Source organism: Roseivivax jejudonensis (assembly GCF_900172265.1).
Taxonomy (GTDB): Bacteria; Pseudomonadota; Alphaproteobacteria; order Rhodobacterales; family Rhodobacteraceae; genus Roseivivax; species Roseivivax jejudonensis.
In genome coordinates, this window is record NZ_FWFK01000003.1 from 233791 (window position 1) to 258837 (window position 25047).

Genomic DNA, 25047 nt, shown 5'->3' on the forward strand with positions numbered 1-25047 from the left:
GGTCCGGCACCGGACGCAGCAGGCCGCATGCCGGTGCGCCACGTCGATCCTTCATCTTGCCGGAAACCCCGGGGGTGTGGGGGCAGAGCCCCCACGCACGTGGCAGCACCGTCAGCCCGCCAGGCGTGCCTTAACCTTCGGACCAACGGCGCCGAAGTCCATCTGGCCCGAATGCTTCGCCTTCAGCACGCCCATGACCCGGCCCATGTCGCGGATCGAGGTGGCGCCCACCTCGTTGACGGCCGCGTCCACGGCGGCGTTGACCTCGGCCTCCGACAGCTTTCGCGGCAGGAACTCCTCGATTACCTCGATCTCGGCCTGCTCCTGTTCGGCGAGGTCGAGCCGCCCGCCCTCCTCGTAGCTGCGCGCGCTTTCCTGCCGCTGCTTCACCATGCGGCCGAGGATCGAAAGGATCTCGGCGTCGTCAACGCCGGTTTCGGCACCGTCGCCGCGCGCGGCGATATCGCGGTCCTTCACGGCGGCGTTGATCAGGCGCAGAGTCGACAGGCGCAGCGCGTCCTTCTCCTTCATGGCCTGTTTGGTCGCGGCGGTGAGGCGCGCTCGAAGGTCCATATGCTTGTCCATCCCCAATGGTCGCAGCCGGCACCCTAGCCCGGCCCGCGACCCGGCGCAACGCCCGCCACCCGGCCGGACATTCCGCCCTGAATGTCGCGATTTCAATAGCTTACGTCAAATACCGCGGACTTGACCCCGCCCGCGCAACCGCATATCTCCGGGTCGATTTACCCGCAGGTTGCGATCGTTCGAGGAGTGATGCCATGGCCCCGTCCCAGACAAACGTGCCGACCGCGTGCCTCGCCCTGGCCGACGGCACGATCTTCTACGGTCGCGGCTTCGGCGCGACCGGAACGACCACCGCGGAACTCTGCTTCAACACCGCGATGTCAGGCTACCAGGAGATCATGACCGATCCCTCGTACGCCGGCCAGATCGTCACCTTCACCTTCCCACATGTCGGCAATGTCGGCGTCAATCCCGACGACGACGAGACGCTGGATCCGGTCGCCGAAGGCATGGTCGTGAAATGGATGCCGACCGAGCCGTCGAACTGGCGCGCGGCCGACCGGCTGTCTGACTGGCTCGCCCGGCGCGGCCGCATCGCCATCGGCGGCGTCGACACCCGGCGGCTGACCCGCGCGATCCGGCAGCAGGGCGCGCCCCACGTGGCGCTTTCGCACGATCCCGACGGGCAGTTCGATGTCGCCGCGCTGGTCGAGAAAGCCCGCGGCTTCGCCGGCCTCACCGGCCGCGATCTCGCCCGCGACGTCACTTGCGCGCAGAGCTATCGCTGGGACGAGATGCGGTGGGCCTGGCCCGACGGCTACACGCGCCAGACGGAGGCGCGCCACCGCGTGGTCGCGATCGACTACGGCGCCAAGCGCAACATCCTGCGCTGTCTCGCCTCGGCCGGCTGCGAGGTGACGGTGCTGCCAGCCACGGCCACCGCCGACGACGTGCTCGCGCTCGCGCCCGACGGGGTATTCCTGTCGAACGGACCCGGCGACCCGGCCGCGACAGGCGAATACGCGGTACCGACGATCCGCGGCGTCCTGGACAAGGACGTGCCGGTCTTCGGGATCTGTCTCGGCCACCAGATGCTGGCGCTCGCCCTCGGCGCGCGCACCGTGAAAATGAACCACGGCCATCACGGCGCCAACCACCCGGTCAAGGAGATCGAGACCGGCAAGGTCGAGGTCACCTCGATGAACCACGGGTTCGCGGTCGACACGCAGTCTCTGCCGACCGGCGTGCTCGAAACGCACGTGTCGCTCTTCGATGGGTCGAATTGCGGGATCCGCATGGCCGACAAGCCGGTCTTCTCGGTCCAGCACCATCCCGAGGCAAGCCCCGGGCCGCAGGACAGCTTCTACCTGTTCGAGCGCTTCGCGGCCGCGATGGACCAGGGTCGCGCCTGACCGCGCTCGACCGGGTTTCGCCCCGGCGTTAAGCCCGACTTAACCAAGCGCCCGCATCCTCGCCGCCATCACGTGGCGAGGATGCATGACCGAACAGCCCGAGGACTCCGCCCGCCTGATCGCCCTGACGCGCGCGCGGCAGGCCGACCACCGGCCTCCCGGCGGGCGGTTGCTCGATCAGGGCGAGATGCCAGCCGACGCGCTGCTCGCGGCCTTGGGCGAAGCGCACTTCGCCGGCCAGCCACTCGATCGGGTGGTGGGGGCACGCGAAGATGTGCGTCCAGACGCGGCGCTGCGGCTTCGGGGCCGAGCGTCCGGCCTTCCGACGCTCGACCGGACGAGCGTGCCGCCCGACCCGGCGCTCGCGCAACTCCTGAGGCCGGAGACCTGCCTCGCCCTGCGGGTGCTGCCCTGGCGGATGATCGGCGACACGCTGCTCCTCGCGGCAGCGGACCCCGCCGCGATCGACAAGGTGACGCCGCTCCTGGCCGAGCGGGTCGGACGGATCATGCCGGCCCTCGCCAGCGAGGGGGATATCGAGTCCGAACTCGCGGAGCGCCACGCCGCCCGCTTCGCGCGCGCCGCCGAAACCGACGTGGCCGCCGACCAGAGCTGCCGCGATCTCGGCGTCGGCACGCCGCTCGGGCGCGCCACCGCGGCGGCGGCGACGCTCGGCTGCACAGCCGGGCTCGTGCTCGCACCCCAGGTCTTCTTTCTGGCGGTCCTGGCCCTTGCAGGGATCGCGATGTTCGCCAGCCAGGCCCTGAAGCTCGCCGGCGCGCTCGCCGCGCCGCGCGGCTCGGGGGCCGGCATGACGCCGGTCGCGTCGATCGACACGCCCCGTCCGGTCGTGTCGCTCCTCGTCCCGCTGTTCCAGGAGGCCGAGATCGCCGCGACACTGGTCTCGCGGCTGCGGCGCCTGAGCTACCCCAAGTCGGCCCTCGACGTCCTGCTGGTGCTGGAGGCCGGGGACGACGCGACGCGCCGGGCGATCGCCCGTGCGACCCTCCCGCCGTGGATCCGCGTGATCGAGGTGCCGCCCGGCGGCGTCACAACTAAGCCGCGCGCTTTGAACTACGCCCGGCGCTTTGCACGCAGCAGCATCCTCGGCGTTCTCGACGCCGAGGATGCACCGGCGGCGAACCAGGTCGACCGTGTGGTCGCGCGCTTCGCCGACGCCGGGCCCGATCTCGCCTGCCTGCAGGGGGTGCTCGATTTCTACAATCCGCATGCCAACTGGCTCAGCCGGATGTTCGCGATCGAGTACGCGACGTGGTTCCGGCTCGTCCTGCCGGGCCTCGCGCGGCTCGGCCTCGTCGTGCCCCTTGGCGGGACCACCGTCTACTTCCGCCGCGCGGCGCTGGAAGCGGTCGGCGGCTGGGACGCGCACAACGTCACCGAGGACGCCGATCTCGGCGTGCGCCTTGCACGGCATGGCTTCCGCACCGAACTGGTCGCGACCGTCACGCTCGAGGAGGCAAACAACCGGCTGTGGCCCTGGGTGCGCCAGCGCTCGCGGTGGCTGAAGGGCTACATGATGACCTGGGCGACCCACACGCGCCGGCCCCGCCGGCTCCTTCGTGACCTCGGACCCGTGCGCGCGCTCGGGGTTCAGGCGCTGTTCCTGGGCGCCATCCTGCAGGCGCTGCTTGCGCCGCTGCTCTGGAGCCTCTGGATCGTGCCATTCGGTCTGCCCCACCCGGTCCTGTCCACGCTCTCGGCAGAACAGATGGCCGGCCTCGTCGCGCTCATGCTCGGATCGGAGGCGATCACCCTCTGTGTCGGCTTCGCAGCGGTCGCCCGGACCCCGCATCGCGGACTCACGCGGTGGGTGCCGACGACACTCTGCTATTTTCCGCTGACCGTCGCTGCCGCCTACAAGGCTTTGTGGGAGGCGCTGCGCACACCGTTCTACTGGGACAAGACCGCACACGGCGCCTCGCCGCCCGATCACCGCGCGGCGGATTGCGCGCCGGAGTGAGCCGGCGCTCAGGCCTCGTCGCGCGCCATGCTGTCGAGCTTCAGGCGCGTCACGAAGGCCACCGAGATATGATCGCGCAGCGCGGTCGACGCGCCCGCCTCGTCGCGCCGGCGGATCGCATCCACGATCTTGGCGTGCTCGCGAAGGGCGACCGCGCCCCGACCCTGCGCAGCCAGCGACGTCGTCGCCATCAGCGCCATCGATCGGTGAACGAGATCCAGCTGCTGAACCAGGAACCGGTTGTGCGACGCGAGATGGATCTGGGTGTGAAACCGGCGGTTCGCCCGCGCCAGCGCGGCCGGGTCGTCGAGCAGGGCCCGATCGGCCTCGACCATCTCCTGCAGCACCAGCACCTCCTCTTCGGTCGCGTGCCGCGCGGCGAGACGCGCCGCCAGCCCCTCGAGTTCCGTACGCACGGCGTAAAGCTCGGCCATCTGGTTGTGATCGAGCGACGCCACGATCAGCGACCGGCCGTCCCGCGTCAGCAGCGACTGCGTCTCCAGCCGCTGCAGCGCCTCGCGGATCGGCGTCCGGCTCACCCCGAAGCGTTCGGCCAGATCGCTTTCGACCAGTCGGTCTCCCGGACGGTAGGTTCCCGTATCGATGGCCTCGAGGATCAGCGCATAGGCATCCTTCTGGCCGTTGCGGGGGCTGGTCATGCGCTGTCCTTCCATATCGCTGACCGGCACGATAGCCGCGAGGCGCGCGCACGATCAAGCGACCGGCCCCGTGCGGCTCTTGGCACGGGCCCTCCGCCACACTAAGCCGCACCGCATGCAGACCCGATTTGCCCATGTCGACACCTGGGTGTTCGACCTCGACAACACGCTCTACCCGCCCGAGGCGCGGCTCTTCGATCAGATCGAAATCCGGATGCGCGATTACATGACCCGCGCGCTCGGCATCGACGCGGCCGAGGCCGACGTGCTGCGCCGCCGCTACTGGGCCGAGCACGGGACCACGCTGGCCGGGCTGATGGCGTGGCACGCGCTTGATCCCGACCCGTTCCTGGCCGAGGTTCACGACATCGACGTCGGCGGCCTCGCGCCCGCGCCGGATCTCGCCGACCGCATCGCTGCGCTGCCGGGCCGCAAGATCGTCTACACCAACGGCACCGCGCATTATGCGCGCACCGTTACCGCGGCGCTCGGGCTCGACGGCCTCTTCGATGCGCTCTACGGCGTGACCGAGGCCGGGTACCGTCCCAAACCCGAACGCGACGCCTTCGAACGGGTCTTCGGTCTCGACGGGCTCACGCCCGGCCGCGCCGCGATGTTCGAGGACGATCCGCGCAACCTCGCCGTGCCCCACGCGATGGGCCTCGCCACGGTCCACGTGGCGCCGGACCCGCAACCGGCCGATCACATCCACCACCACACCGACGATCTCGCGGCCTTTCTCGGCCGGATCGTCTGAACCGCGAACGCGCGCGGCACCGTGGCTGCCGACTGCGGCGATCTCGCGGTGGCGCCCGGCGCCCGACACGCCTAGGTCTTTGGTCAACAGTGGAGGCACAGATGGACCACGACATCCTGATTTCGGGGGGCGGGATCGCCGGGCTGACGGCAGCGGCGGCTTTCGGTCGCGCCGGCTTCCGCGTGCTCTGCGTCGATCCCGCGCCGGCCGTGACCGAACGCGACGCCGATGGCTCCGACCTGCGGTCCACCGCCTTCCTTCAACCCGCGCAGGCCTTTCTCGACCGGGCCGGGGCATGGACGCGGCTCGCGCCGCACGCCACCCCTCTGCAAGTCATGCGCATCGTCGATGCCGGCGGACCGGAGCCCGAGCCCCGCGTGGTGCGGGATTTCGACGCCGCCGACATCTCCGGACGACCGTTCGGATGGAACCTGCCCAACTGGCTCATCCGGCGCGAATTGATCGCGACGCTCGAGGGGCTCGACACGGTCGACTACCGCCCCGGCACGGCCACGCGAAGCCTGTTGGCCAGAACCAGCGCGGCCAAGGTCGGCCTGAGCGACGGTACGTCGGTCGAGGCCCCGCTGGTCGTGGCCGCCGACGGGCGCGCCTCGCCGATGCGCCGCGCCGCGCGGATCGACGTGCGCACCAAGCGTTTCGGCCAGAAGGCCCTGGCCTTCGCCGTCACCCATCCCGAACCGCACGGCAACGTGTCGACGGAGATCCACCGCACCGGCGGCCCGTTCACCCTCGTGCCGCTGCCCGATCACGAGGGCCGGCCCTCCTCGGCCATCGTCTGGATGGAGGACGGGCCCGAGGCGGAGCGGCTCATGGCGCTCGACGGCCCCGATTTCGAGGCGGCGATGACCGCCCGATCCTGCGGCCTCTACGGCCCGCTGACCCTCGCCTCGCGGCGCACGATCTGGCCGATCGTCGCGCAGGAAGCCACGCGACTGACCGGCGAGCGTCTCGCGCTCGTGGCCGAGGCCGCGCACGTCATGCCGCCCATCGGCGCGCAGGGCCTGAACATGAGCCTCAGGGACCTGGCGACCCTGCTCGACCTCGCCGAAACCCACCGCGCCGATCCCGGCACGCCGGCCGTACTCGATGCCTATGCCCGCGCGCGCCGGCCCGACATCGCGCTGCGGGTGGGCGGCATCGCCGCGCTCAACCGGATCAGCCAGATCGCCACACCGGGCCTGCGCGACCTGCGCGCGGTCGGCCTCGGCGCGCTCCACGACCTGCCGCCGGTCCGCCGCGCCCTGATGCAGCTCGGTCTCGGCGCCCGCACCTGACGCCGAAGCGCCCGTCGTCCAGGCTCCGCGCCCGCCCTTCTTCTTGGCATCAATACTCCGGGAGCGCGAGGGCAGCGCCCTCGCACCTCTGGCGCCGGTGACGGCCCTCAGTGGTAGGTCAGCTCGCCCACCACGCTGCGCCACTCGCCCGACGACAGCATCGTGCGATGCGAATACCGGATAGAGTGCAGCGGCCCCTCGATGCTGTCCTGCCAGAACTCGATAAACTCGAAGAGCCGCGGGTGATCGGGGGCGAGATCGTATTCTTGCCAGACGAAAGTATTGAGCACGTTCTGGTAGTCAGGCATCCGGTAGAAGATCTCGGCCGTGGTCAGGCCATACCCCTTCAGCAGCAGTTCGGTCTCGCTCATGGGCATGCGCGATGCTCCTTCATGACGTTTGCATGACCAAAAGCATGCCGGACTTTTCTTCATTTTCAACGAAAACAGTGTGTTAGCCACCATGGGGCGCGGCTGCCAGCGCAACCGGTACGGGCGCCATTGCACCCCATATCGAGGCTCTGATATAGAGACAGCAACAAGATATAGCACAGGCACAGGCGGACTGAATTCGTGAACGATACGCCCGAACCCCCTGAAAACGCGGACGAAAATGGCGGCTCGGGCCGTCCCCTTCCGGCCGGACCCACGGTCTCGATCCTCGAGGAGATGAAGTCCTCCTACCTCGATTACGCGATGAGCGTGATCGTGAGCCGGGCGATCCCCGACCTGCGCGACGGGCTAAAACCCGTGCACCGGCGCATCCTCTACGCGATGCATGAGACCGGCAACACCCACGACAAGGCCTACCGCAAGTCCGCGCGGCCCGTGGGCGACGTCATGGGGAAATACCATCCGCACGGCGACAGCGCGATCTACGACGCGCTCGTTCGGATGGCACAGGATTTCTCGATGTCGCTGCCGCTGCTCGACGGCCAGGGCAACTTCGGCTCGATGGACGGGGACAACCCGGCCGCCATGCGCTACACCGAGGTTCGCATGGACAAGCCGGCCGCCTACATGCTGGCGGACATCGACAAGGAAACCGTCGATTTTCAGGACAACTACGACGGCAAGGACCGCGAACCGTCCGTCCTGCCGGCGCGGTTTCCGAACATGCTGGTCAATGGCGCGGGCGGCATCGCCGTCGGCATGGCCACCAACATCCCGCCGCACAATCTCGGCGAGGTGATCGACGCCACGCTCGCGCTCATCGACGAGCCCGACCTGTCGTCGGAGCAGCTGATCGAGTACGTGCCGGCGCCCGATTTCCCCACGGGCGGCCTGATCCTCGGCCGCTCCGGCGCGCGCAAGGCGTATCTCGAGGGCCGTGGCTCGGTCATCATCCGTTCCAAGACCCGGATCGAGGAGCTGCGCAAAGATCGCTATGCGATCGTCATCGACGAGATCCCCTACCAGGTGAACAAGGCCGCGATGATCGAGAAGATCGCGGAGGCCGCGCGCGACAAGCGGATCGAGGGGATCGCGCATGTGCAGGATGAATCCGACCGCTCCGGCGTGCGCGTCGTCGTCGAGCTCAAGCGTGACGCGACGCCGGACGTGGTGCTGAACCAGCTGTTCCGGTTCACCCCGATGCAGACCTCGTTCGGGTGCAACATGCTGGCGCTGAACGGCGGCAAGCCCGAGCAACTTACGCTGCGCAAGTTCCTGACCTCGTTCATCGACTTCCGTGAGGACGTCGTCGCCCGGCGCACCGCCTACCTTCTGCGCAAAGCGCGCGAGCGCAGCCATATCCTGTGCGGCCTCGCCGTCGCGGTGTCGAACGTCGACGAGATCGTCGCGACGATCCGCGCCTCCGCCGACGCGAGCGAGGCGCGCGAAAAGCTGATGACCCGCCGCTGGCCGGCCCACGAGATCGCCCCGTACATCCGGCTGATCGACGACCCGACGCACACGATCAACGACGACGGCACCTATAACCTCTCCGAGGCGCAGGCCCGCGCGATCCTCGAGCTTCGGCTCCAGCGCCTCACCCAGCTCGGCGTGAAGGAGGTGACCGACGAGCTCGAGGAACTGGCCGGCAAGATCAAGGAATACCTCGAGATCCTCGGCAGCCGCGAGCGCATCATGGGCATTATCTCCGACGAGCTGCGCGAGGTTCGCGATCTCTTTGCCGTGCCGCGCCGCACGGAAATCGCCGACTGGGCCGGCGACATGGACGACGAGGACCTGATCGAGCGCGAAGACATGGTCGTGACGGTCACGCAGTCCGGCTACATCAAGCGCACGCCGCTGTCGGAATTCCGCAGCCAGCGGCGCGGCGGCAAGGGGGTGTCCGGCGGCGGCCTGAAGGAGGACGACGCGGTCACCACGCTTTTCGTGGCGAACACGCACACGCAGCTTCTGTTTTTCACGACAGACGGGATGGTCTACAAGCTCAAGACTTGGCGCCTGCCGGCCGGCGGGCGCACGTCCAAGGGAAAGGCCATCGTCAACATCCTGCCGATCCCGACTGGCGTGTCGATCGCCGCGATCATGCCGGTCGACCGCGAGGAAACGGACTGGGACGACCTGCAGATCGTGTTCGCCACATCCGCCGGCGACGTGCGACGCAACGCCCTGTCGGACTTCACCAACGTCAAGCGCAACGGCAAGATCGCGATGGAACTGAGCGATGGCGTGTTCCTCGTGAACGCGCGCATCGCGTCCGAAAGCGATGACGTGATGCTGGTGACCGATTCCGGCCGGGCGATCCGTTTCCCGACGACGGACGTCCGCGTCTTCAAGGGCCGGAAATCGACCGGCGTGCGCGGCATTCGCCTGCACAACGGCGACCGTGTCGTATCGATGTCGATCATCCGCCACTTCGAGGCGACGCCGGACGAGCGTGCGGCCTATCTCAAGATGCGCCGGGCGGTGGCCGGACTGACCGACGAGACGGCAGAAAGCGACGACGAGGAAGGCAACGCCAACATCACCATCGGGCAGGAACGCTATGCCGCGATGTCGGCGGCCGAGAACCTGATCCTCACGATCACCACCAACGGGTCCGGCAAGCTCAGTTCCAGCCACGACTACCCCGTGCGCGGACGCGGCGGTCAGGGCGTGATGGCGATGGACAAGGCGATGCGGGGCGGAACCGTCGTCGCGTCCTTCCCGGTCGAGATCGACGATCAGATCATGCTCGCGACATCGCGCGGCCAGTCGATCCGCGTGCCGGTCGAGGGAATCTCGTTCCGGTCGCGCAGCGCCGGCGGTGTCCGCGTCTTCAACACCGGCCCCGACGAAGAGGTGGTGAGCGTCGCGTGGATCGCCGATCAGAGTACCGAGGATGATCCTCCGGAACCCGAGGCGTGATCCGAGAGTTGGTCACCCGACGACGATGCAACAACGCAATTGCAGGTACGCAAGAACCTGCCTACCGTTGAAACGTGTGCAGCCGGTCTCGAATAGAACGCGCCGGCAACGCTTTTCGGTTCCGCGCAGGTGGCGCGCCTCTGAAATGATTGGATCATGAGCCGTCATGGACAACTGGGACGATCTTCGTTTTCTCGTGGCGCTGTCGAAAACCGGCACGATGACTGCCGCCGCAAAGCATCTCGGAACCAACACGGCGACGGTGTCTCGCCGGATCGAGCGGCTGTCCGAGCAGCTCGGCACGCCCGCCTTCGTCAAGACGACGGAGGGCTGGAAGCCGTCCGAGGCGGTGATGCACCTCATCGAAATCAGCGAGACCTTCGACGGCACGTTGCAATCGGCGCTGAACTCGCAGGCGGCGCGGATGTCGAACGAGCCGGTCAAGATCAACATCGGGTCGATCCCCGTGGTCACTTCGCAGGTCCTGATCCCCGGCCTGCAGCGTCGAAGCTCGCAGCTTTCCGGAATTTCCCTAACCTTCACGGATCGCGTGTTCCGCGAGGGACTGGGCGAGAATGACGTGGTGGTGATGTATGGCCAGCCCGAGAGCGGTCGCATCGTGACCCGCAAGGCCGGCCACCTTTCCTTCCGGCTCTACCGCAACAGCGATCGGGAACTGGACGACAGTTGGGCCGGCCTGGGCGAAGCGCATGACCAGTATCCGCCGATGCGCATGGGGTTCGATCAATTCGCCGGCCCGCCCAAGGTCCGCGTGGACTCGTTCCTCGCGCTCTACGGCCTGATGCAGAGCACCGGGCTGCCCGGCCCCCTTCCCGATCTACTGGCGGCGCAGGACGTGAACCTCGTGCCCGTCACGCCCGGACGCCCGCCCTTCCTCGCGGATTTCTGGTTGATGTTCCACGAAACACGGCGAAGCGATCCGGCCATGCGCTCCGTGGTGGAGTGGATCACGGCGTGTTTCGAAGACATCACTGCGCTCGAGGCGAGCCGGACCAGTACCGGCTAAACTTCGCGTACGGGATTCCCCCAGTAGGCGAATTTTTGCAAAGTCGTTATTGATCTGTTAACGCTTGCTGTCGCGTGTACGTTGTGAGCAAGCTCTCGAAAAGCGAACAGTGAGCAGCGAAACCAATGACTTCCACACCGATCGTCCAGTGCGTTATCCGGATCGCCCTCGCGGCGTGCCTGGCCTACGCCGTCATCGAAACCATGTCGGCCGGGGCCGGTGTGGCTGATCGCATTCTTCCCTTCGCCGGCGTGTCCATCGCCGCCGCGCTTCTCGCCGGACTGATGTCCGTCGTCGCGATCTGGCTCGCCTTTGGCGTCCGCACGCGGGTCGTGGCTCTGCTCGGCCTGGCCCTTTACACCGGACATCTCGTCGCTCTTCCGGGGTTCACCACGGTCGGCACGGACGAAATCGTCCAATTGGCGGTCGTGGCGGCGCTCGCTCTCCCTCTCATCGTCTTCGGCGGCGGCCGCTACAGCATGGTCCGCGCCGGCTGGCACAACGTTATCTGACGCACCGCGCGTCATCACGGGGCACACCGTAGACTTGCGCGGCCTTCGGGCCGCGCTTTTTTATGCGGTCCCGAATTCGTCCTGCACAATGATTTATCAAGCGGTAGACGTTATGACAAATCATTATTTGCCAAAACTCCTACGCATGCCCGCTTGTGGCCGGTCCGACACGGTGCCAACCGGCGTCACACAGCGCTGCTGCCGGCGTCAAAGCGCGTAGAGATCGCGGAACTTCGTCTCGAGATAGCGCATCAACGGTTCCTCGCTCGGCGCCGCCCCGGTCGCGGCCTCGATGGTCTCGCGCGGTTCTCGCAGCCCGCCGTGACGCTGGACAGTGTCGCGCAGCCATCCTGTCGCTCCGCTCAGGTCTCCGGCGGCCAGCGCCGCGTCGAGATCCGGCAGAGCCGCGCGCATCGCGTCATGCAGGCACCCGGCATAGACGTTGCCGAGCGTGTAGGTCGGAAAATAGCCGAAGAGGCCGACCGACCAATGCACGTCCTGCAGCACCCCGTTCGACGGCCGGTCCACAGGGTAGCCGAAATCCGCCTCGAACCGCGCGTTCCACGCCTCCTCGAGATCTGCGACCTCCAGGTCACGCGTTACCAGCGCGCGCTCGAGATCGTAGCGCAGCAACACGTGAAGGTTGTACTGCAGCTCGTCGGCCTCCGTGCGGATGAACCCCGCATGCACGCGGTTCACGGTCCGGTAGAACGCCTCCGCGTCGGCCGGGCCGAGGTCGCCAAAGCGCTCCCGCATCTGACCGAACAGCCACGAGGTGAAGGCGCGCGAGCGGCCGAGCTGGTTCTCGTAGATCCGGCTCTGGCTCTCGTGCACGCCCATCGACACCCCTGCGCCCAGCGGCGTCAGCAGATAGTTGGGATCGATACCCTGCTCGTAGGACGCATGGCCGACTTCGTGGATTGTCGAGTAGAGGCAATTGAACGGATCCGTGGGGCTGGTGCGCGTGGTGATGCGCACGTCGTTGCCCGACCCCGATGAGAACGGGTGCACCGCCTTGTCGATGCGCCCGCGCGCCATGTCGTAGCCGAACGTCTTGGCCACCTCGCGGGTCAGGCGCATCTGCTCGCTCTCGTCGAACGTGCCCGACAACGCCGGCGGCGCATCAGCCCCGCGCACCGCGTCGATCAGCGCGACGAGCCGCGGGTGCAGCGCATCGAACATCGCCGACAGCTGTGCCGCACTGGCACCCGGCTCATAGTCTTGCAGGAGCGCATCGTAGACATCGCCCTCCTGCGCCAGCGCCGCGCCCTCCTCGCGCTTGAGTGCCAGCACCTGCCCGAGCGTCGGCGCGAAGGCGGCGAAGTCGTCCTTGGCGCGCGCCTCGGCCCACACGCCCTGCGACACGCTCGTCACGCGCGCGATCTCGGCAGCCAGCCGGGCCGGCACCTTGACCGCGCGGTCGTGCGCGCGCCGCGCATGCCGCACCGTCGCCGCCGCGACGGGCGTCAGCGCCTCGGGCGCAGCCTCCAGCGCCGCCAGCCATTCGGACAGCCGGGGATCGGCGCGGCGGGCGTGCAGGATGCCCTCCATCGCCGCCATCTCCTCGCCGCGCTGTGCCGCGGCGCCCCGCGGCATCACCGTTTCCTGGTCCCAGGACAGCCGGCCCGCGACCTGCGCGATCGCGGCGGTTTCGCGTTCGTGGGCGGCCAGCGCCTCGAAAGCGTCGGTCATGCGGCACCTCTGACAGAGCGGAAGACGGGATAGCGCGCGGCAAAGCGGGCCCGCAGGATCAGCACCCAGAGCGCGACCGCGCCCAGTTGGTGAATGATCGCGATCTGCCACGGCGCGGCATAGAGGACCGTGACAACGCCGAGGACCATCTGCACCAGCAGCATGGCCATGACCGCGTTGAAGCGGAACCGCGTATCGCCGTGCGGCGAGCGGCGCGCGCGCCACCAGACGACCGCCCCGAAGACAAAGAGAAGGTAGCCCGTCACCCGGTGGATGAATTGCACGAGGCCCGCATTCTCGAAGAAGTTCCGCCAGGCCGGCTCGAGGTCGAAGGCCATCGGCGGCAGCACGTAGCCCGACATCAGCGGCCAGTCGGTATAGCTGCGACCGGCGTCGATCCCCGCCACCAGCGCGCCGATCAGGATCTGCAGGAAGGCGAGATGCATCAGGCCGGTGCCGAGCGAGAACAGCCGCGCCTCTCGCGCACGGCGCGCCTGCATCAACTCCCGCTCCTCCCGCGAGAGCTGGAAGACGAACCACGCGATCAGCCCGAGGATGACGAAGGCAAGGCCCAGATGCGTGGCCAGCCGGTAGCTCGCCACGTCGATCATCTCGCCGCTCAGGCCGGAGGCCACCATCCACCAGCCGATCGCCCCCTGCAGCCCGCCGAGCGCACCGAGCGACAGCAGCCGGAAGGTCCAGCCCGGCGGGATCTTCCGCATCGCGAGAAAGACAAGGAAACCTGCGGCCCAGACGAGCCCGATGACCCGGCCGAGCTGGCGGTGACCCCATTCCCACCAGTAGATCGTCTTGAAGTCGGCGAGGCTCATGCCCGAGTTGACCAGCCGGTATTCCGGGATCGCCCGGTACTTCTCGAACTCCGTCTCCCAGGCCGCCGCACTCATCGGCGGCAGCGCACCGGTCAACGGACGCCATTCGGTGATCGACAGCCCGCTGTCGGTCAGCCGGGTCAGCCCGCCCACTGCGATCATCACGGTCACCAGCGCGAACAGCACCAGGAGCCAGGTCCGCACGGCGCCTCGTGCGCCGCGCCGGCCCGCGTCGATCATGCCGCCGGTCGGCGTCTCGGACCGCGGCCCGATCCCCTCCGACACGTCTTCGAAAAGCTTGCGATTGCCCGCCGGTTTCCGCGCCATCCGTCGCTCCTGTGGTCTCGCGCGACACTATGCGCGGCGCCGGAGGCCTTCAAGCCGGCGGCCGCGCCTCAGCGCTGACGCCCGGCCCACCGGACCATCTGCCGCAGGATGCCATGCAGGATCTGCGCGTCCGACCGGGTGAGCGGCATCCGGCTCCAGAGATTGCGCAGGTTGCGCTTCATGCTCTCGGCCTTCTCCTCGGGAAAGAAGAACCCCGCCTCGTCGAGCCGCGTCTCGTAGTGCCGGGCGAGCGCCTCGACCTCCGCCTGGCTGGCCCACGCCGTCCCGGCGAGCTCGACCCGCTCGGCGGCCATCTCGGTCGTCGCGCGGCGCCACTCGTAGCCCATGAGCAGCACGCACTGCGCGAGGTTCAGCGACGGGTAGTCCGGATTGACCGGCACCGACACGACGGCGTTCGCCCGCGCGATGTCGGCGTTCTCGAGCCCGGCGCGCTCGGGCCCGAAGAGAACGCCCACGCGCGCGCCGGACGCGATGCGCGCGCGCGCCTCGCGCATCGCCGCCTCGGGCGACAGGACCGGGATCGTCATGCCGCGCGGCCGTGCGGTGGTGGCCAGCACCCAGTGGCAGGAGGCCACGGCCGCCGCGGTATCCTCCGCCACTTGCGCGCGGTCGAGCACCCGGCCCGCACCGCTCGCCATCGCCCGCGCGGCCGGGTTCGGCCAGCCGTCGCGCGGCGCCACGAGTTGCATGTCCTCGAGGCCGAAATTCAGCATCGCGCGCGCGGCGGCGCCGATGTTCTCGCCCATCTGCGGGCGCACCAGCACCATGCGCGGCTGCCCCGGTCGGTCCGTCATCGGTTTCCCTCGCTCGGATCGCCGCCGCTCTAGGCGCTCGCGCCGCCGTAGGCAATGGCCGGCGGCGCGCGGGCGTGCCGCCCCGCCCCGGACAGGGCGCCCGGCCAGCTCTTCATCTTGCCGAAAACCCCGGGGAGCGCGAGGGGCAGCGCCCCTCGCACGGCGGGTTGGGCGCGCGCGAAGGGTCCTCGAGTGCGCGCACGCGGCGCGTGTGGCAGTCGGCCCGGACGGTGGCGTTGCGTCCGCTTTCCAATCCCGGCCACCTTCGCTATCACCGCGCAAACGTCCTCCGGAGCGCATGAATGGCCGATACAGAAGAGCCGCAGATCTACCTTCTGACCCCCCCGAACCTCGATCTCGGCACGTTTCCGGACCGCCTCGCCCGACTTCTCGACGCCGAACCGGTGGCGTGCCTGCGCCTCGCCCTGGCCACCCGGGACGAGGATACGATCCTGCGCGCCGCCGACGCCATCCGCGACGTGGCCCATGCCCGCGACGTGGCGCTGGTGATCGACACCCATGTGGTGCTGGCCGAGCGGCTCGGGCTCGACGGCGTGCATCTGGGCGATGGCGTGCGATCCGTGCGTGCGGCCCGCAAGGCGCTCGGCGCGGACGCCATCGTCGGCGCCTTCTGCGGGGCCTCGCGCCATGACGGCATGAACGCGGGCGAGGCCGGCGCCGACTACGTCAGCTTTGGCCCGGTCAGCGCCGGCGCGCTCGGCGACGGCACCGCGGCAGAGACCGACCTCTTCCGCTGGTGGAGCGAGATGATCGAGCTGCCCGTCGTTGCCGAGGGCGGTCTCGATGCGCACGCGGTGCACGAGCTTGCCCCGCTGACCGATTTCTTCGCCTTCGGAGAAGAGATCTGGGCCGCCGACGACCCCGTCGCGGCTCTGCGCGCTCTGCGCGCGACCATGACCTGAGCCGGCAGAGCCGACTGTGGAACAGCCAGCGCGTCGGCGGTGGCCTGCGCAATCGGGCCAGCTGTCAGGTTGTCGTCGGGCGATGACCGTCGCGCACCGCCGCCTCGAGCAGGTGCGCCAGCGTCTTGCGGTTGGGCGCGGCGTCGACCGAAACGGGCGGGTGAAAGACCACCTCGACGACCCCGTGCCCGGGCGCGGCCAGCATGGCCAGCAGGTGCGCCCCGAACGCCATCTCGCCCCACCACCCGTAAAAGTCCGCGCGTCTGTCCGCCGGCGCGAAATAGCTGACACTCACCGGCTGGATCCGCGCGGCATGGCGCAGCGCGTCGGAAAAGAACGCCTGGAACAGCGTCGTCTTGAACGGCAGCACGCGCTGTCCGTCGCTCGACGTGCCCTCGGGAAAGAACAGCAGCCGCTCGCCCCGGGCGAGCCGCGCCTCGAGTGCCGCGGCCTGCTGCGCCGCATCGCGCGGGTCCCTGCGGATGAACATCGTGCCGGTCGCCCGCGCAAGCCATCCGATACCCGGCCAGCCCGCGACCTCGGCTTTCGACACGAAGACGAGCGTCGCCCGCGCGTTCAGAACGAAGATGTCGAGCCAGGACGCGTGGTTGGCAACCATCGCGCCGATGCCCCGCATAGGCGCGCCGCGTTGCAGGACGCGCAGACCGAGGATCCAAAGCGCGCCGCGGCAGACGGCGCGGGTGATGTGCGGCGTCGCCGGCCGGCGGGGGCCGCAGAGCGGCGCCTCGATCAGGCGAACGGCCAACAGGATCGCAAGCCCGCCGAAAACGAGCGTGCCCATCGCCGTGCCGCGCAGGGCCACGCGCAGCCAGCCGCGGATGTCCGGCCGCTCCAGCGCCGGCTCCCGCGTGCCGCGCCAGGTGCTCACGTGGCGGGGCGGGCGTAGATCCCGCGCGCGCGGGCCGATAGCCGGGCCGTGTCCATGATCAGGCAGACATCGACGGTGTTGAACGCATGGTCGATGAAGGCGCCCTCGCCCACCACGCCCCCGAGCCGCAGGTAGCCCTTGATCAGCGCCGGCGTCTCGAGCACCGCGCGGTGGCGGTCGGTCTCGTCCGCCGGCAGGAGGTCCATCGGCTGGAAGGCGCGGCTGCGTACGCGCAGCTCGGGCGGCGCAAGATGCCGGTGATGCAGATTCGACAGCGGATGCGCCAGCGCCGCGGGATCGGTCCCGTGAAAGCTCGCTACTCCGAACAGGATCTCGCTGCCGTGGCGGGTCACGTAGTCGGCCAACGCCTGCCACATCACCATCATGCCCGATCCGCCGCGATAGTCCCGGTGCAGGCAGGACCGCCCCAGCTCGAGCAGCCGGCGCCCCGACGCGCGCAGCGGCGCGAGATCGTATTCGGCATCCCCGTAGAAGCCCCCCGCCGCATGCGCCTGATCGTCGCGCAGAAGCCGGTAGACCCCGACGACCGCGCCATCCCGGGCGTCGTCGGTCAGCAGGAGATGATCGGCGACGCCGTCCCACGCGTCGGTCTCGTGCCGCGCCACATGATCGACGCCTGCGCCGTCGCCCCCGAGCTCGGCCACGAAAACCTCGTAACGCAGGGCCTGGGCCGCGCGCAGATCCGCTTCGCTCTCGGCCAGACGGACGGCAAGAGAGGGCAACTGGGTCGCTGTCATCGCTCCTCGGCAGATCAGGGCGGATCGGTGCGGGCTCGTCGCGCGGACGGGACCCACGCGCTTTCCGGTGCTTAGGCAAGCCACGCGCCTTTTGCAAATCCGGCGCGGTCGGATCCGTTAACCCTTGCGTAACGACGTGGCTCTAGCGTCTACTCGAACACGGGAACGAGGACGATGCGCGCACCATCTATCACGACCTTGCCTTCCTCGCGGAAGTTCACGGTGATCCGGCCGCCGATGTTGGACTGCACCTGGCCCGTGCCCCATTCCGGGTGGTCCGGGTGCTGCACCAGCATGCCGGGCTCTAGCATGGCGTTCAGTTCATCCATACGCGCTCCCTCCGTTTCCCGACGAAGCGGTCGTCGGGGGCCAGATGCCGGAACCTAGCTCCGAGCTTGCCCGGTTGGTAGGGTCGCGGATCTGCCACGACCTGATTTCGCCCATCGGGGCGATCTCGAACGGGCTCGAGTTGCTGTCGATGGTCGCGCCGCCCGGCACCGAACCCGAAGAACTCGCATTGATCGAGCATTCCGCCCGTGCCGCCGCCGCGCGGATCCGGCTCTTCCGGCTCGCGTTCGGCGCGACGCGCCAGGCCGGGAAGGTCGCGGCGGACGAGCTGCGCGCGATCCTGGCGGACGTGACCGCCGACAGCCGGCTCGACGTGGCGCTTCGGGCCAGTGGTGACGTGCCGCGCGTCGAGGCGCAGTTCTGCTGCCTCGCCATCCTGTGTTTCGAAACCGCGCTGCCGCGCGGCGGCCTGCTCACGGCGGACTGGAACGACGCCCGGTGGCGGATCGCTTCGACCGCCGAACCGCGCCACGCGGACAGTGACCTTTGGCGTCTTCTCACCTCCGGCGATCCGGTGCCCGATGTCACGCCGGCGCAGGTACAGTTCCGTATCCTGGCCGACTGCGCGCACGCCGAGGGCCGCCCGGTGCAGATAGACGATGACGCGGACGCCCTCGTGATGACGATCTGACGCCGCGAGGCTATCCGCCGCGTCAGGGTCGGACGGTGCCGTCGCCCTCCACGATATACTTGAAACTGGTGAGCTGTTCGGCCCCCACCGGTCCCCGCGCATGCAGCTTGCCCGTGGCGATGCCGATCTCGGCCCCCATCCCGAATTCCGCGCCGTCCGCGAACTGTGTCGACGCGTTGCGCATCAGGATCGCGCTGTCGAGTTCGGTGAAGAAGCGGTCGGCCGCGGCGTTGTCCTCGGTAACGATGCAGTCGGTGTGCCCCGAGCCGTACTGGCGAACGTGCGCGATCGCGGCATCGAGATCGTCGACCACGCGTGCGGCGATGATGCTGTCGAGGTATTCGCGCCCCCAATCATCCGCCTCGGCGGCGGTGACGCCTGCGATGGCCTGAAGATCCCGGTCGCCGCGCACCTCGACCCCGGCGTCGATCAGCGCGCGCACGACGCCCTGCCCGATGGTGTCGAGCGCATCGCGGTGGATCAGCAGGCACTCGGCGGCGCCGCAGATCCCGGTGCGGCGGGTCTTGGCGTTCAACACGACGTCGAGCGCCTTGACCGGATCTGCCGCGGCATCGAGGTAGACGTGCACGATCCCCTCGAGATGCGCAAAGACCGGAACCCGCGCTTCCTGCTGGACGAGCCCGACAAGGCCCTTGCCGCCGCGCGGTACGATCACGTCGATGAATTCTGTCATCTTGAGCATCTCCGACACCGCGGCCCGGTCCCGCGTCGGCACGAGCTGGATCGCGTCCTCGGGCAGGCCGGCCTCCGCCAGGCCCGCGACGAGGCAGGCATGAATGGCCGAGGATGTGTGAAAGCTCTCCGATCCGCCGCGCAGGATGACCGCGTTTCCCGACTTGAGGCACAGCGCCCCGGCATCGGCGGTGACGTTCGGGCGGCTCTCGTAGATCACGCCGATCACGCCGATCGGCGTCCGCACCCGACGGATCCGCAGCCCCGATGGTTGCTCCCATTCGGCGCAGGTGGCCCCGACCGGATCCTCCTGCGCGGCGACTGCGCGCAGGCTCGCGGCGATGCCCGCGATCCTGTCAGCGTCGAGCCGGAGGCGGTCGAGCATGGCCGGAGAAAGGCCCTTGTCAGTGCCGAAGGCGACGTCCCGTTCGTTGGCCTCCTGCACTTCTGCGACCTGCGCCTCGAGCCTGTCGGCCGCCGCTTCGAGCGCGCGGCGCTTGGCCTCGGCCGGCGCGGTGGCAAGGCGTTCCGATGCGGCCCGCGCGCGGCGACCAATTTCATGCATCACCGAAGGAATGTCACTCAAATCGTTCATCTGAAACGCTTTCCTTTCAGGGTCGCACAGAACATGCGGAGCATCGGGACGACAGGGTCCGCACTAGACCGCCATGTCGTCGCGATGTATTAACACGGCGCGGCCGGGATAGCCCAGAACCTCTTCGATCTCGTCAGAGCGTCGGCCGGCGATGGCACGCGCTTCGTCGGAGGTGTAGCGGACCAGGCCCTGGCCGAGCGCCCGGCCCGTCACGTCCCGGATCGCCACCGGATCCCCGCGGCCGAAGCGCCCGTCGACACCGACGAGCCCCGCCGGCAGGAGTGACTTGCCCGATCCGAGCGCACTGGCCGCGCCCGCGTCGACGGCCAGCGTGCCGCGCGGCTTCATCGCGGAGATCCAGCGCTTGCGCGCCGCCTGCGGGTCGAGCCCCGGCGTGAACCACGTGGCCGGGGCGCCGTCTTCGAGCGCAGCCAAGGGGTTGAGGCGCGATCCTTCGGTGATCGCCATGGCACAGCCCGCGGAGGTCGCGGTTTTGGCGGCCATCAGCTTGGTCTTCATGCCGCCTTTCGACAGGCCGGAGCCCGCGTCGCCGGCCATCGCCTCGATCTCCGGCGTGATCTCCGCGATATGGTCGTAGCGACGCGCCGCCGGGTCCGCCACGGGGTTTGCGGAGTAAAAGCCGTCGACGTCGGACAGCAGCACGAGCTGATCGGCACCCACCGTGACCGCCACCTGGGCCGCTAGCCTGTCGTTATCACCGTAGCGAATCTCGTCCGTCGCAACGGTGTCGTTCTCGTTGACGATCGGCACGACGCCAAGCGACAGGAGCGTGCCGAGCGTCGCGCGAGAGTTGAGGTAGCGGCGACGGTCCGCGCTGTCCTCAAGCGTCACGAGAACCTGCGCGGTGGTTATGCCGTGCGGGGCAAGGTGCTCCTCCCACGCACGCGCGAGCCGGATCTGGCCGACCGCCGCGGCGGCCTGACTCTGTTCGAGCGGCAGGTCGCTCGCTCCGAGGCCCAGAACGCCCCGCCCGAGGGCGATCGAGCCGGAGGAGACGAGCACCACGTCGGTGCCCCGCGCCCGCAGCCGCGCCACATCCGCCGCCATCGACGCGAGCCAATCCGCGCGCAGCGCTCCGCTGGACCGGTCCACAAGCAAGGCGGAGCCGATCTTGACAACCAGACGCGCGGCGTCGCTCAGGGCTGCCACGGCGTATCCTCGTCCGCGCCGTCCGCCTCGGCGCGACGCCGAAGCCGGGTTTCGTCGATCAGGTCGCGCAGGGTGCGCAAGACGTCCGTCAGGCCTTCGCCGGACACGCCCGACATCAAGTGGACCGGTCCGGCCACCGCCTCGAGCTCCTCCTTGAGGAACGCGCGCTCCTCGTCGTCGAGGGCATCGATCTTGTTGAGCACCGTGACCCGCGGCTTGTCCGAAAGCCCTTCGCCATAGGCCTCGATCTCTTGCAGGATCGTGCGGTGATCCTCGAGCAATGTGCCGGACGTGCCGTCGACGAGGTGCAGCAGCGCCGCGCACCGCTCCACGTGACCGAGAAAGAGATCGCCCAGCCCACGGCCCTCCGAGGCGCCTTCGATCAGACCGGGAATGTCGGCGACAACGAACTCGACGTCGTCCACCCCGACAACGCCCAGATTGGGATGCAGCGTGGTGAACGGATAGTCGGCGACCTTGGGCCGCGCGTTGGAGGTGGCCGCCAGAAAGGTGGATTTGCCCGCGTTCGGCAGGCCCAGGAGCCCGACATCGGCGATGAGCTTGAGCCGGAGCCAGATCGTGCGCTCGACGCCGGGCTGACCGGGATTCGCCCGTCGCGGGGCCTGGTTCGTCGACGACTTGAAGCGCAGGTTGCCCCATCCGCCGTTGCCGCCCTGAGCGAGGCACACGCGTTCGCCCAATGTCGACAGGTCGGCGATCAGCGTCTCGCCGTCCTCCTCGAGGATCTCGGTCCCCACGGGCACGCGCAGAACGATGTCGTCACCGGTAGCGCCGGTCTTTTGCGACCCCATCCCGTGCTGGCCGGAGCGCGCAAAGAAATGCTGCTGGTAGCGAAAGTCGATGAGGGTGTTCAGCCCGTCGACCGCTTCGGCCCACACCGACCCGCCATTGCCGCCGTCGCCGCCGTCGGGTCCGCCGTACTCGATGTACTTCTCGCGCCGGAACGACACGGAGCCGGCTCCGCCGCCGCCGGATCGGATGTAGACCTTGGCAAGGTCGAGGAATTTCATCGCATGCGTCCCGGATCAGATGGTGCCCCGCCGATAGTGCGGAACGGGCGGCGGCTCAAGCGTCGGTCTCTGCCTGTCCGCGCGCAGTGGCCGCAAACGGACCGGTCCGATCTGCAGATCCGCTCTCAGCCGAGGCGCTTTAAGTACGTCCATGTCGGCACGGTTGTGCCACGCGCTACGGACATCGCCTCGGCATCGCCGACATATTCGAAGCCCGCGTTCAGAAGAACCCGCGCGGACGCCGGGTTGTCCTGAAAGACGGAGCCGAAGATCGTGCGGTTGCCGAGCGGGTTGGCCTTGACCAGCGCCGCGACGGCATCGGACGCAAGACCCGTGTTCCACGCCTCCGGCGCGACCCAGTATCCGATGGCGGACTGGTCATCGCCCATGTCCTCGAGCGACACGACCCCGGCCAGCGGTGCGCCCCCGAACCGGCGGGCATCGAGCGCCCACACGTCTTCGGTTCGATCGGGCGCATGCGCGCGCGCGTAAAACGTTTCTCCCGCGCCGGGCGGCAGCGGGTGCGGGATCGAGGTGGTCATGCACGCCACCCGGCAATCGCCGGCAAAGCGAGTGATCCACGCGATGTCGGTTTCGGCCAGCGGGCGCAGGTCGAGCTTGTCTCCCGCGATCCAGCGATCGAAGCGCACATCATCGAGGCTCATACTCGAATCCTCCCACATTTCGTGTCTGACCCGACATTTCGTCGTCCGCGCATCTAACTGTCCGAGATGACAGTCGCGTGGCACGCCGACGCTCCCCCTCCGAAAAAGCGAAGGGCCGGCGATTACCGGCCCTTGCGTGTCTCAAATCGCGTCGGTCCGGTTATTCTGCGGCATCCGTCACGGGCAGTACCGAAATGAAGGTGCGTCCCTTGAGGCCCTTGTGGAACGTCACCGAGCCTTCTTCGGTCGCGAAGATGGTGTGATCCTTGCCCATGCCGACGCCCTGGCCCGGCCAGAACCGCGTGCCGCGCTGGCGGACGATGATGTTGCCCGGAATGGCCGACTGACCACCGTAGAGCTTCACGCCCAGCCGGCGGCCGGCGGAGTCGCGTCCGTTGCGAGAGGAACCGCCTGCTTTCTTGTGTGCCATCGGTCGTGTCTCCTGTTACTTCTGAAGGTCGGCCGCCTGCGCGACCCAGCCTTCTTTTTCCGCCTTGTTGCGGATCGAGTCGTCGAGCGCCTCGAGATCCGCATCGGTCCATGCCGCGATCTGCGCAAAGGTCGTGATGCCGGCCTCGTGCAGCTTCTTTTCGAGCGCCGGGCCGACGCCCGACAGCTTCTTGAGATCGTCCGCGGCGCCCTCGGCCACACCGGACTCGGCGGTGCGCTTGGCGGGGGCTTCGTCTTCGGCGACGCGCGCCTTCATGTCGGACTGCTCGTCGCGGTTCGTGGTGTGCACCGAAACGCCGAGCCCTGCGGTGCCCGCGGCGCCCGATCCGATCGCGGCCTTCACGCCAGTCTTGTCACCGCCCGACGCCAGGATGTCGGTCACCCGGATCGTCGTCAGTTGCTGGCGGTGGCCCTTCGTGCGCTTCGAGCTGTGCTTGCGCCGGCGTTTCACGAAGTGGATGACCTTGTCACCCTTAACCTGTGCGACCACTTCGGCCTGCACAGCGGCGCCGGCCACGAAAGGCGCGCCAACGGTCATCTCGTCGCCGCCCAGCATCAGGACGTCGTTGAACTGGATCGTCTCTCCGGCATCGGCGGCCAGCTTCTCAACCCGGAGCGTGTCGCCCGAGCGAACCGTGTACTGCTTGCCGCCGGTTTTCATCACCGCGAACATGGCGTGTCGTCCTTGTCGTCTCCCGCGTCCTGCGGCCCCCGGGTTCGGGTGTTTCGGGGCTCGGCCCCGCCTTCGGACAGCGCGCCCCCGTGGGGCGAATGTTTGTGTCAAACGAGACAGGGGCGCGTTGCGTCACGCACCCCCTGTCCACGAGTGCGCGTGTATGCGCAGACCCGGGGCTGCTGTCAAGCGGCGATCGCGCCTCAGAGCTCGGTTCCGGCCATCTGCCGCGCCGCCGCGAGGCCCATGGCGTAGGACAGGTCGTTGTACATGTCGTTGAAGCCTGCGAACAGCGCCCGGTTGAGCGCCCGGCCATCTTCGGATTCACCGAAATCGACGTAGGTTTCAAGCGTGTCACCCGACAGCGGCTCGTAGGCGAGGAGCAGGTAGGCATAGAGCCATTCCTCGGTGTCGGCGCGGGTCTCGCCCTCCTGCGCCCAGACATCGCGCAGGATCTCGTCTTCGGACATCTCGAGCGCGCCGCCGTCGACGAGACCCTCGTAGAACGCGAGGCTCGCGTTGAGCGCACCGGTCACGTTCTGCTCCACGAGATCCCCAGCCGCAACGAACCGGTCGATTTGCTCCAGCCGGTCGCCGCCCTCCTCGGCGCGGGCGCGGTAGGCCTCGCGGGCCGCCTCTTCGGCTTCGGGCGCGACCATGGCCTCGCGCGCCTCGATCTCCAGTTCGACGATGCGATCGCCCGGCGCCTCGTTGAAGAACGACACCAGCGGCCCGAGATCGCGGTCGCCGAGGCTCTCGGCAAAGCCCGCGCGCATGCTCTCTTCCATCCGGTCGGTGTCGTAGATCCGCCCGGCCACGCTCGCCCAGTCGCTCCCCGAACCGGCAAAGCCCATGTCGGCGCCCATCGTTTCGGCGTAGTTGAGCCCCTCCTCGCGCATGATCTCGATCACGCGCGGGATCCCCAGCGCCGCAAGAAGATCATCGACCGGGGCCGCATGGGCTGCCGGCGCGGCGAACAGGATGGGCGCGGCAACGGCCACGGCGATAGCGGAGCGAATGAACATGGCGGGGCGTCTCCGGATCAGGGTGTTGGCCGAGAAGTAGACCCCGT

25 protein-coding genes are annotated in these 25047 nt (G+C 68.7%); 9 read left to right on the forward strand and 16 right to left on the reverse strand.

Annotated elements, in window-relative coordinates; all coding sequences use genetic code 11:
* Positions 1-111: 111 nt before the first annotated feature.
* Positions 112-573, reverse strand: coding sequence for a GatB/YqeY domain-containing protein (locus tag ROJ8625_RS09045; protein WP_085791563.1), 462 nt, complete (start codon positions 571-573; stop codon positions 112-114).
* A gap of 206 nt (positions 574-779) precedes the next feature.
* Here ROJ8625_RS09045 and carA point away from each other — a divergent pair, with 206 nt between their 5' ends.
* The gene (gene carA, locus ROJ8625_RS09050) at positions 780-1937 is read left to right on the forward strand and encodes a glutamine-hydrolyzing carbamoyl-phosphate synthase small subunit (protein WP_085791564.1); all 1158 of its coding nucleotides are present in this window, start codon (positions 780-782) and stop codon (positions 1935-1937) included.
* A gap of 85 nt (positions 1938-2022) precedes the next feature.
* Complete coding sequence (locus tag ROJ8625_RS09055) at positions 2023-3918, forward strand: glycosyltransferase (RefSeq protein WP_234984220.1); 1896 nt, start codon at positions 2023-2025, stop codon at positions 3916-3918.
* 8 nt (positions 3919-3926) lie between these two features.
* Here the strand turns inward: ROJ8625_RS09055 and ROJ8625_RS09060 are convergent, their stop codons facing one another.
* Positions 3927-4577: a GntR family transcriptional regulator gene (locus ROJ8625_RS09060; protein ID WP_085791565.1), complete on the reverse strand. Its 651-nt coding sequence runs from the start codon at positions 4575-4577 to the stop codon at positions 3927-3929.
* A gap of 115 nt (positions 4578-4692) precedes the next feature.
* Here ROJ8625_RS09060 and ROJ8625_RS09065 point away from each other — a divergent pair, with 115 nt between their 5' ends.
* Positions 4693-5334, forward strand: coding sequence for a pyrimidine 5'-nucleotidase (locus ROJ8625_RS09065; protein ID WP_085791566.1), 642 nt, complete (start codon positions 4693-4695; stop codon positions 5332-5334).
* A gap of 101 nt (positions 5335-5435) precedes the next feature.
* The gene (locus tag ROJ8625_RS09070; RefSeq protein WP_085791567.1) at positions 5436-6629 is read left to right on the forward strand and encodes a UbiH/UbiF family hydroxylase; all 1194 of its coding nucleotides are present in this window, start codon (positions 5436-5438) and stop codon (positions 6627-6629) included.
* A gap of 107 nt (positions 6630-6736) precedes the next feature.
* Here ROJ8625_RS09070 and ROJ8625_RS09075 read toward each other — a convergent pair whose 3' ends face one another.
* A complete protein-coding gene (locus ROJ8625_RS09075) occupies positions 6737-7006 on the reverse strand; it encodes an usg protein (RefSeq protein ID WP_085791568.1) in 270 nt (89 codons plus the stop codon).
* A gap of 195 nt (positions 7007-7201) precedes the next feature.
* On the opposite strand from ROJ8625_RS09075, the gene gyrA reads away from it, so the two are divergent.
* The 3 genes from gyrA to ROJ8625_RS09090 all read left to right on the forward strand — a co-directional run bounded on the left by gyrA (position 7202) and on the right by ROJ8625_RS09090 (position 11485).
* The gene (gyrA, locus tag ROJ8625_RS09080) at positions 7202-9946 is read left to right on the forward strand and encodes a DNA gyrase subunit A (protein ID WP_085791569.1); all 2745 of its coding nucleotides are present in this window, start codon (positions 7202-7204) and stop codon (positions 9944-9946) included.
* A 166-nt stretch (positions 9947-10112) separates the two neighbouring features.
* Positions 10113-10973, forward strand: a complete 861-nt coding sequence (locus ROJ8625_RS09085; protein ID WP_085791570.1) for a LysR family transcriptional regulator — start codon at positions 10113-10115, stop codon at positions 10971-10973.
* A 125-nt stretch (positions 10974-11098) separates the two neighbouring features.
* Positions 11099-11485 (forward strand): hypothetical protein, encoded by a 387-nt coding sequence (locus tag ROJ8625_RS09090; protein ID WP_085791571.1) that lies wholly within the window; start codon positions 11099-11101, stop codon positions 11483-11485.
* Positions 11486-11692: 207 nt separating this feature from the next.
* On the opposite strand, the gene ROJ8625_RS09095 is transcribed toward ROJ8625_RS09090, so the two are convergent.
* The 3 genes from ROJ8625_RS09095 to ROJ8625_RS09105 form a co-directional block, all read right to left on the reverse strand.
* Positions 11693-13177 (reverse strand): carboxypeptidase M32, encoded by a 1485-nt coding sequence (locus ROJ8625_RS09095; RefSeq protein ID WP_085791572.1) that lies wholly within the window; start codon positions 13175-13177, stop codon positions 11693-11695.
* A complete protein-coding gene (gene ctaA, locus ROJ8625_RS09100) occupies positions 13174-14334 on the reverse strand; it encodes a heme A synthase (protein WP_085791573.1) in 1161 nt (386 codons plus the stop codon). The genes ROJ8625_RS09095 and ctaA overlap by 4 nt, the downstream gene beginning before the upstream one ends.
* Before the next feature lie 68 nt (positions 14335-14402).
* On the reverse strand, positions 14403-15149 hold the full coding sequence (locus ROJ8625_RS09105; RefSeq protein WP_085791574.1) for an RNA methyltransferase: 747 nt from the start codon (positions 15147-15149) through the stop codon (positions 14403-14405).
* A 302-nt stretch (positions 15150-15451) separates the two neighbouring features.
* On the opposite strand from ROJ8625_RS09105, the gene ROJ8625_RS09110 reads away from it, so the two are divergent.
* Positions 15452-16072, forward strand: coding sequence for a thiamine phosphate synthase (locus ROJ8625_RS09110; protein ID WP_085791575.1), 621 nt, complete (start codon positions 15452-15454; stop codon positions 16070-16072).
* Positions 16073-16136: 64 nt separating this feature from the next.
* Here the strand turns inward: ROJ8625_RS09110 and olsA are convergent, their stop codons facing one another.
* From olsA to ROJ8625_RS09125, 3 genes are all read right to left on the reverse strand, one after another.
* A complete protein-coding gene (olsA, locus tag ROJ8625_RS09115; RefSeq protein ID WP_085791576.1) occupies positions 16137-16961 on the reverse strand; it encodes a lyso-ornithine lipid O-acyltransferase in 825 nt (274 codons plus the stop codon).
* A complete protein-coding gene (gene olsB / locus ROJ8625_RS09120) occupies positions 16958-17719 on the reverse strand; it encodes an L-ornithine N(alpha)-acyltransferase (protein WP_085791577.1) in 762 nt (253 codons plus the stop codon). The genes olsA and olsB overlap by 4 nt, the downstream gene beginning before the upstream one ends.
* A 149-nt stretch (positions 17720-17868) precedes the next feature.
* Positions 17869-18048 carry a DUF3553 domain-containing protein gene (locus ROJ8625_RS09125; protein ID WP_085791578.1) on the reverse strand — a complete coding sequence of 60 codons (180 nt, stop codon included), beginning with the start codon at positions 18046-18048 and terminating at the stop codon, positions 17869-17871.
* A 44-nt stretch (positions 18049-18092) separates the two neighbouring features.
* Between ROJ8625_RS09125 and ROJ8625_RS09130 the strand changes: the two genes are divergently transcribed.
* Positions 18093-18698 (forward strand): histidine phosphotransferase family protein, encoded by a 606-nt coding sequence (locus ROJ8625_RS09130; RefSeq protein ID WP_085791579.1) that lies wholly within the window; start codon positions 18093-18095, stop codon positions 18696-18698.
* A 22-nt stretch (positions 18699-18720) separates the two neighbouring features.
* On the opposite strand, the gene ROJ8625_RS09135 is transcribed toward ROJ8625_RS09130, so the two are convergent.
* The 7 genes from ROJ8625_RS09135 to ROJ8625_RS09165 form a co-directional block, all read right to left on the reverse strand.
* Complete coding sequence (locus tag ROJ8625_RS09135; RefSeq protein WP_085791580.1) at positions 18721-19986, reverse strand: glutamate-5-semialdehyde dehydrogenase; 1266 nt, start codon at positions 19984-19986, stop codon at positions 18721-18723.
* Positions 19987-20049: 63 nt separating this feature from the next.
* Positions 20050-21156, reverse strand: coding sequence for a glutamate 5-kinase (proB, locus tag ROJ8625_RS09140; protein WP_085791581.1), 1107 nt, complete (start codon positions 21154-21156; stop codon positions 20050-20052).
* The gene (gene obgE, locus ROJ8625_RS09145; RefSeq protein ID WP_085791582.1) at positions 21144-22187 is read right to left on the reverse strand and encodes a GTPase ObgE; all 1044 of its coding nucleotides are present in this window, start codon (positions 22185-22187) and stop codon (positions 21144-21146) included. Before obgE ends, proB begins: the two co-directional genes overlap by 13 nt.
* Positions 22188-22312: 125 nt before the next feature.
* Complete coding sequence (locus ROJ8625_RS09150; protein WP_085791583.1) at positions 22313-22852, reverse strand: GNAT family N-acetyltransferase; 540 nt, start codon at positions 22850-22852, stop codon at positions 22313-22315.
* Between the two features lie 160 nt (positions 22853-23012).
* Positions 23013-23282, reverse strand: a complete 270-nt coding sequence (gene rpmA, locus ROJ8625_RS09155; protein ID WP_085791584.1) for a 50S ribosomal protein L27 — start codon at positions 23280-23282, stop codon at positions 23013-23015.
* 15 nt (positions 23283-23297) lie between these two features.
* Positions 23298-23975 (reverse strand): 50S ribosomal protein L21, encoded by a 678-nt coding sequence (locus tag ROJ8625_RS09160; RefSeq protein WP_085791585.1) that lies wholly within the window; start codon positions 23973-23975, stop codon positions 23298-23300.
* Positions 23976-24178: 203 nt separating this feature from the next.
* Positions 24179-25000, reverse strand: coding sequence for a DUF2059 domain-containing protein (locus tag ROJ8625_RS09165; protein WP_085791586.1), 822 nt, complete (start codon positions 24998-25000; stop codon positions 24179-24181).
* Positions 25001-25047 lie beyond the last annotated feature (47 nt).

Excerpts from the sequence above, each read along its gene's own strand:
- ROJ8625_RS09045 (WP_085791563.1), bottom strand. The coding sequence starts at position 573 with ATGGACCTTCGAGCGCGCCTCACCGCCGCGACCAAACAGGCCATGAAG.
- carA (WP_085791564.1), top strand. The coding sequence starts at position 780 with ATGGCCCCGTCCCAGACAAACGTGCCGACCGCGTGCCTCGCCCTGGCC.
- ROJ8625_RS09055 (WP_234984220.1), top strand. The coding sequence starts at position 2,023 with ATGACCGAACAGCCCGAGGACTCCGCCCGCCTGATCGCCCTGACGCGC.
- ROJ8625_RS09060 (WP_085791565.1), bottom strand. The coding sequence starts at position 4,577 with ATGACCAGCCCCCGCAACGGCCAGAAGGATGCCTATGCGCTGATCCTC.
- ROJ8625_RS09065 (WP_085791566.1), top strand. The coding sequence starts at position 4,693 with ATGCAGACCCGATTTGCCCATGTCGACACCTGGGTGTTCGACCTCGAC.
- ROJ8625_RS09070 (WP_085791567.1), top strand. The coding sequence starts at position 5,436 with ATGGACCACGACATCCTGATTTCGGGGGGCGGGATCGCCGGGCTGACG.
- ROJ8625_RS09075 (WP_085791568.1), bottom strand. The coding sequence starts at position 7,006 with ATGCCCATGAGCGAGACCGAACTGCTGCTGAAGGGGTATGGCCTGACC.
- ROJ8625_RS09085 (WP_085791570.1), top strand. The coding sequence starts at position 10,113 with ATGGACAACTGGGACGATCTTCGTTTTCTCGTGGCGCTGTCGAAAACC.
- ROJ8625_RS09090 (WP_085791571.1), top strand. The coding sequence starts at position 11,099 with ATGACTTCCACACCGATCGTCCAGTGCGTTATCCGGATCGCCCTCGCG.
- ROJ8625_RS09095 (WP_085791572.1), bottom strand. The coding sequence starts at position 13,177 with ATGACCGACGCTTTCGAGGCGCTGGCCGCCCACGAACGCGAAACCGCC.
- ctaA (WP_085791573.1), bottom strand. The coding sequence starts at position 14,334 with ATGGCGCGGAAACCGGCGGGCAATCGCAAGCTTTTCGAAGACGTGTCG.
- ROJ8625_RS09105 (WP_085791574.1), bottom strand. The coding sequence starts at position 15,149 with ATGACGGACCGACCGGGGCAGCCGCGCATGGTGCTGGTGCGCCCGCAG.
- ROJ8625_RS09110 (WP_085791575.1), top strand. The coding sequence starts at position 15,452 with ATGGCCGATACAGAAGAGCCGCAGATCTACCTTCTGACCCCCCCGAAC.
- olsB (WP_085791577.1), bottom strand. The coding sequence starts at position 17,719 with ATGACAGCGACCCAGTTGCCCTCTCTTGCCGTCCGTCTGGCCGAGAGC.
- ROJ8625_RS09125 (WP_085791578.1), bottom strand. The coding sequence starts at position 18,048 with ATGGATGAACTGAACGCCATGCTAGAGCCCGGCATGCTGGTGCAGCAC.
- ROJ8625_RS09130 (WP_085791579.1), top strand. The coding sequence starts at position 18,093 with ATGCCGGAACCTAGCTCCGAGCTTGCCCGGTTGGTAGGGTCGCGGATC.
- ROJ8625_RS09135 (WP_085791580.1), bottom strand. The coding sequence starts at position 19,986 with ATGAACGATTTGAGTGACATTCCTTCGGTGATGCATGAAATTGGTCGC.
- obgE (WP_085791582.1), bottom strand. The coding sequence starts at position 22,187 with ATGAAATTCCTCGACCTTGCCAAGGTCTACATCCGATCCGGCGGCGGC.
- ROJ8625_RS09150 (WP_085791583.1), bottom strand. The coding sequence starts at position 22,852 with ATGAGCCTCGATGATGTGCGCTTCGATCGCTGGATCGCGGGAGACAAG.
- rpmA (WP_085791584.1), bottom strand. The coding sequence starts at position 23,282 with ATGGCACACAAGAAAGCAGGCGGTTCCTCTCGCAACGGACGCGACTCC.
- ROJ8625_RS09160 (WP_085791585.1), bottom strand. The coding sequence starts at position 23,975 with ATGTTCGCGGTGATGAAAACCGGCGGCAAGCAGTACACGGTTCGCTCG.
- ROJ8625_RS09165 (WP_085791586.1), bottom strand. The coding sequence starts at position 25,000 with ATGTTCATTCGCTCCGCTATCGCCGTGGCCGTTGCCGCGCCCATCCTG.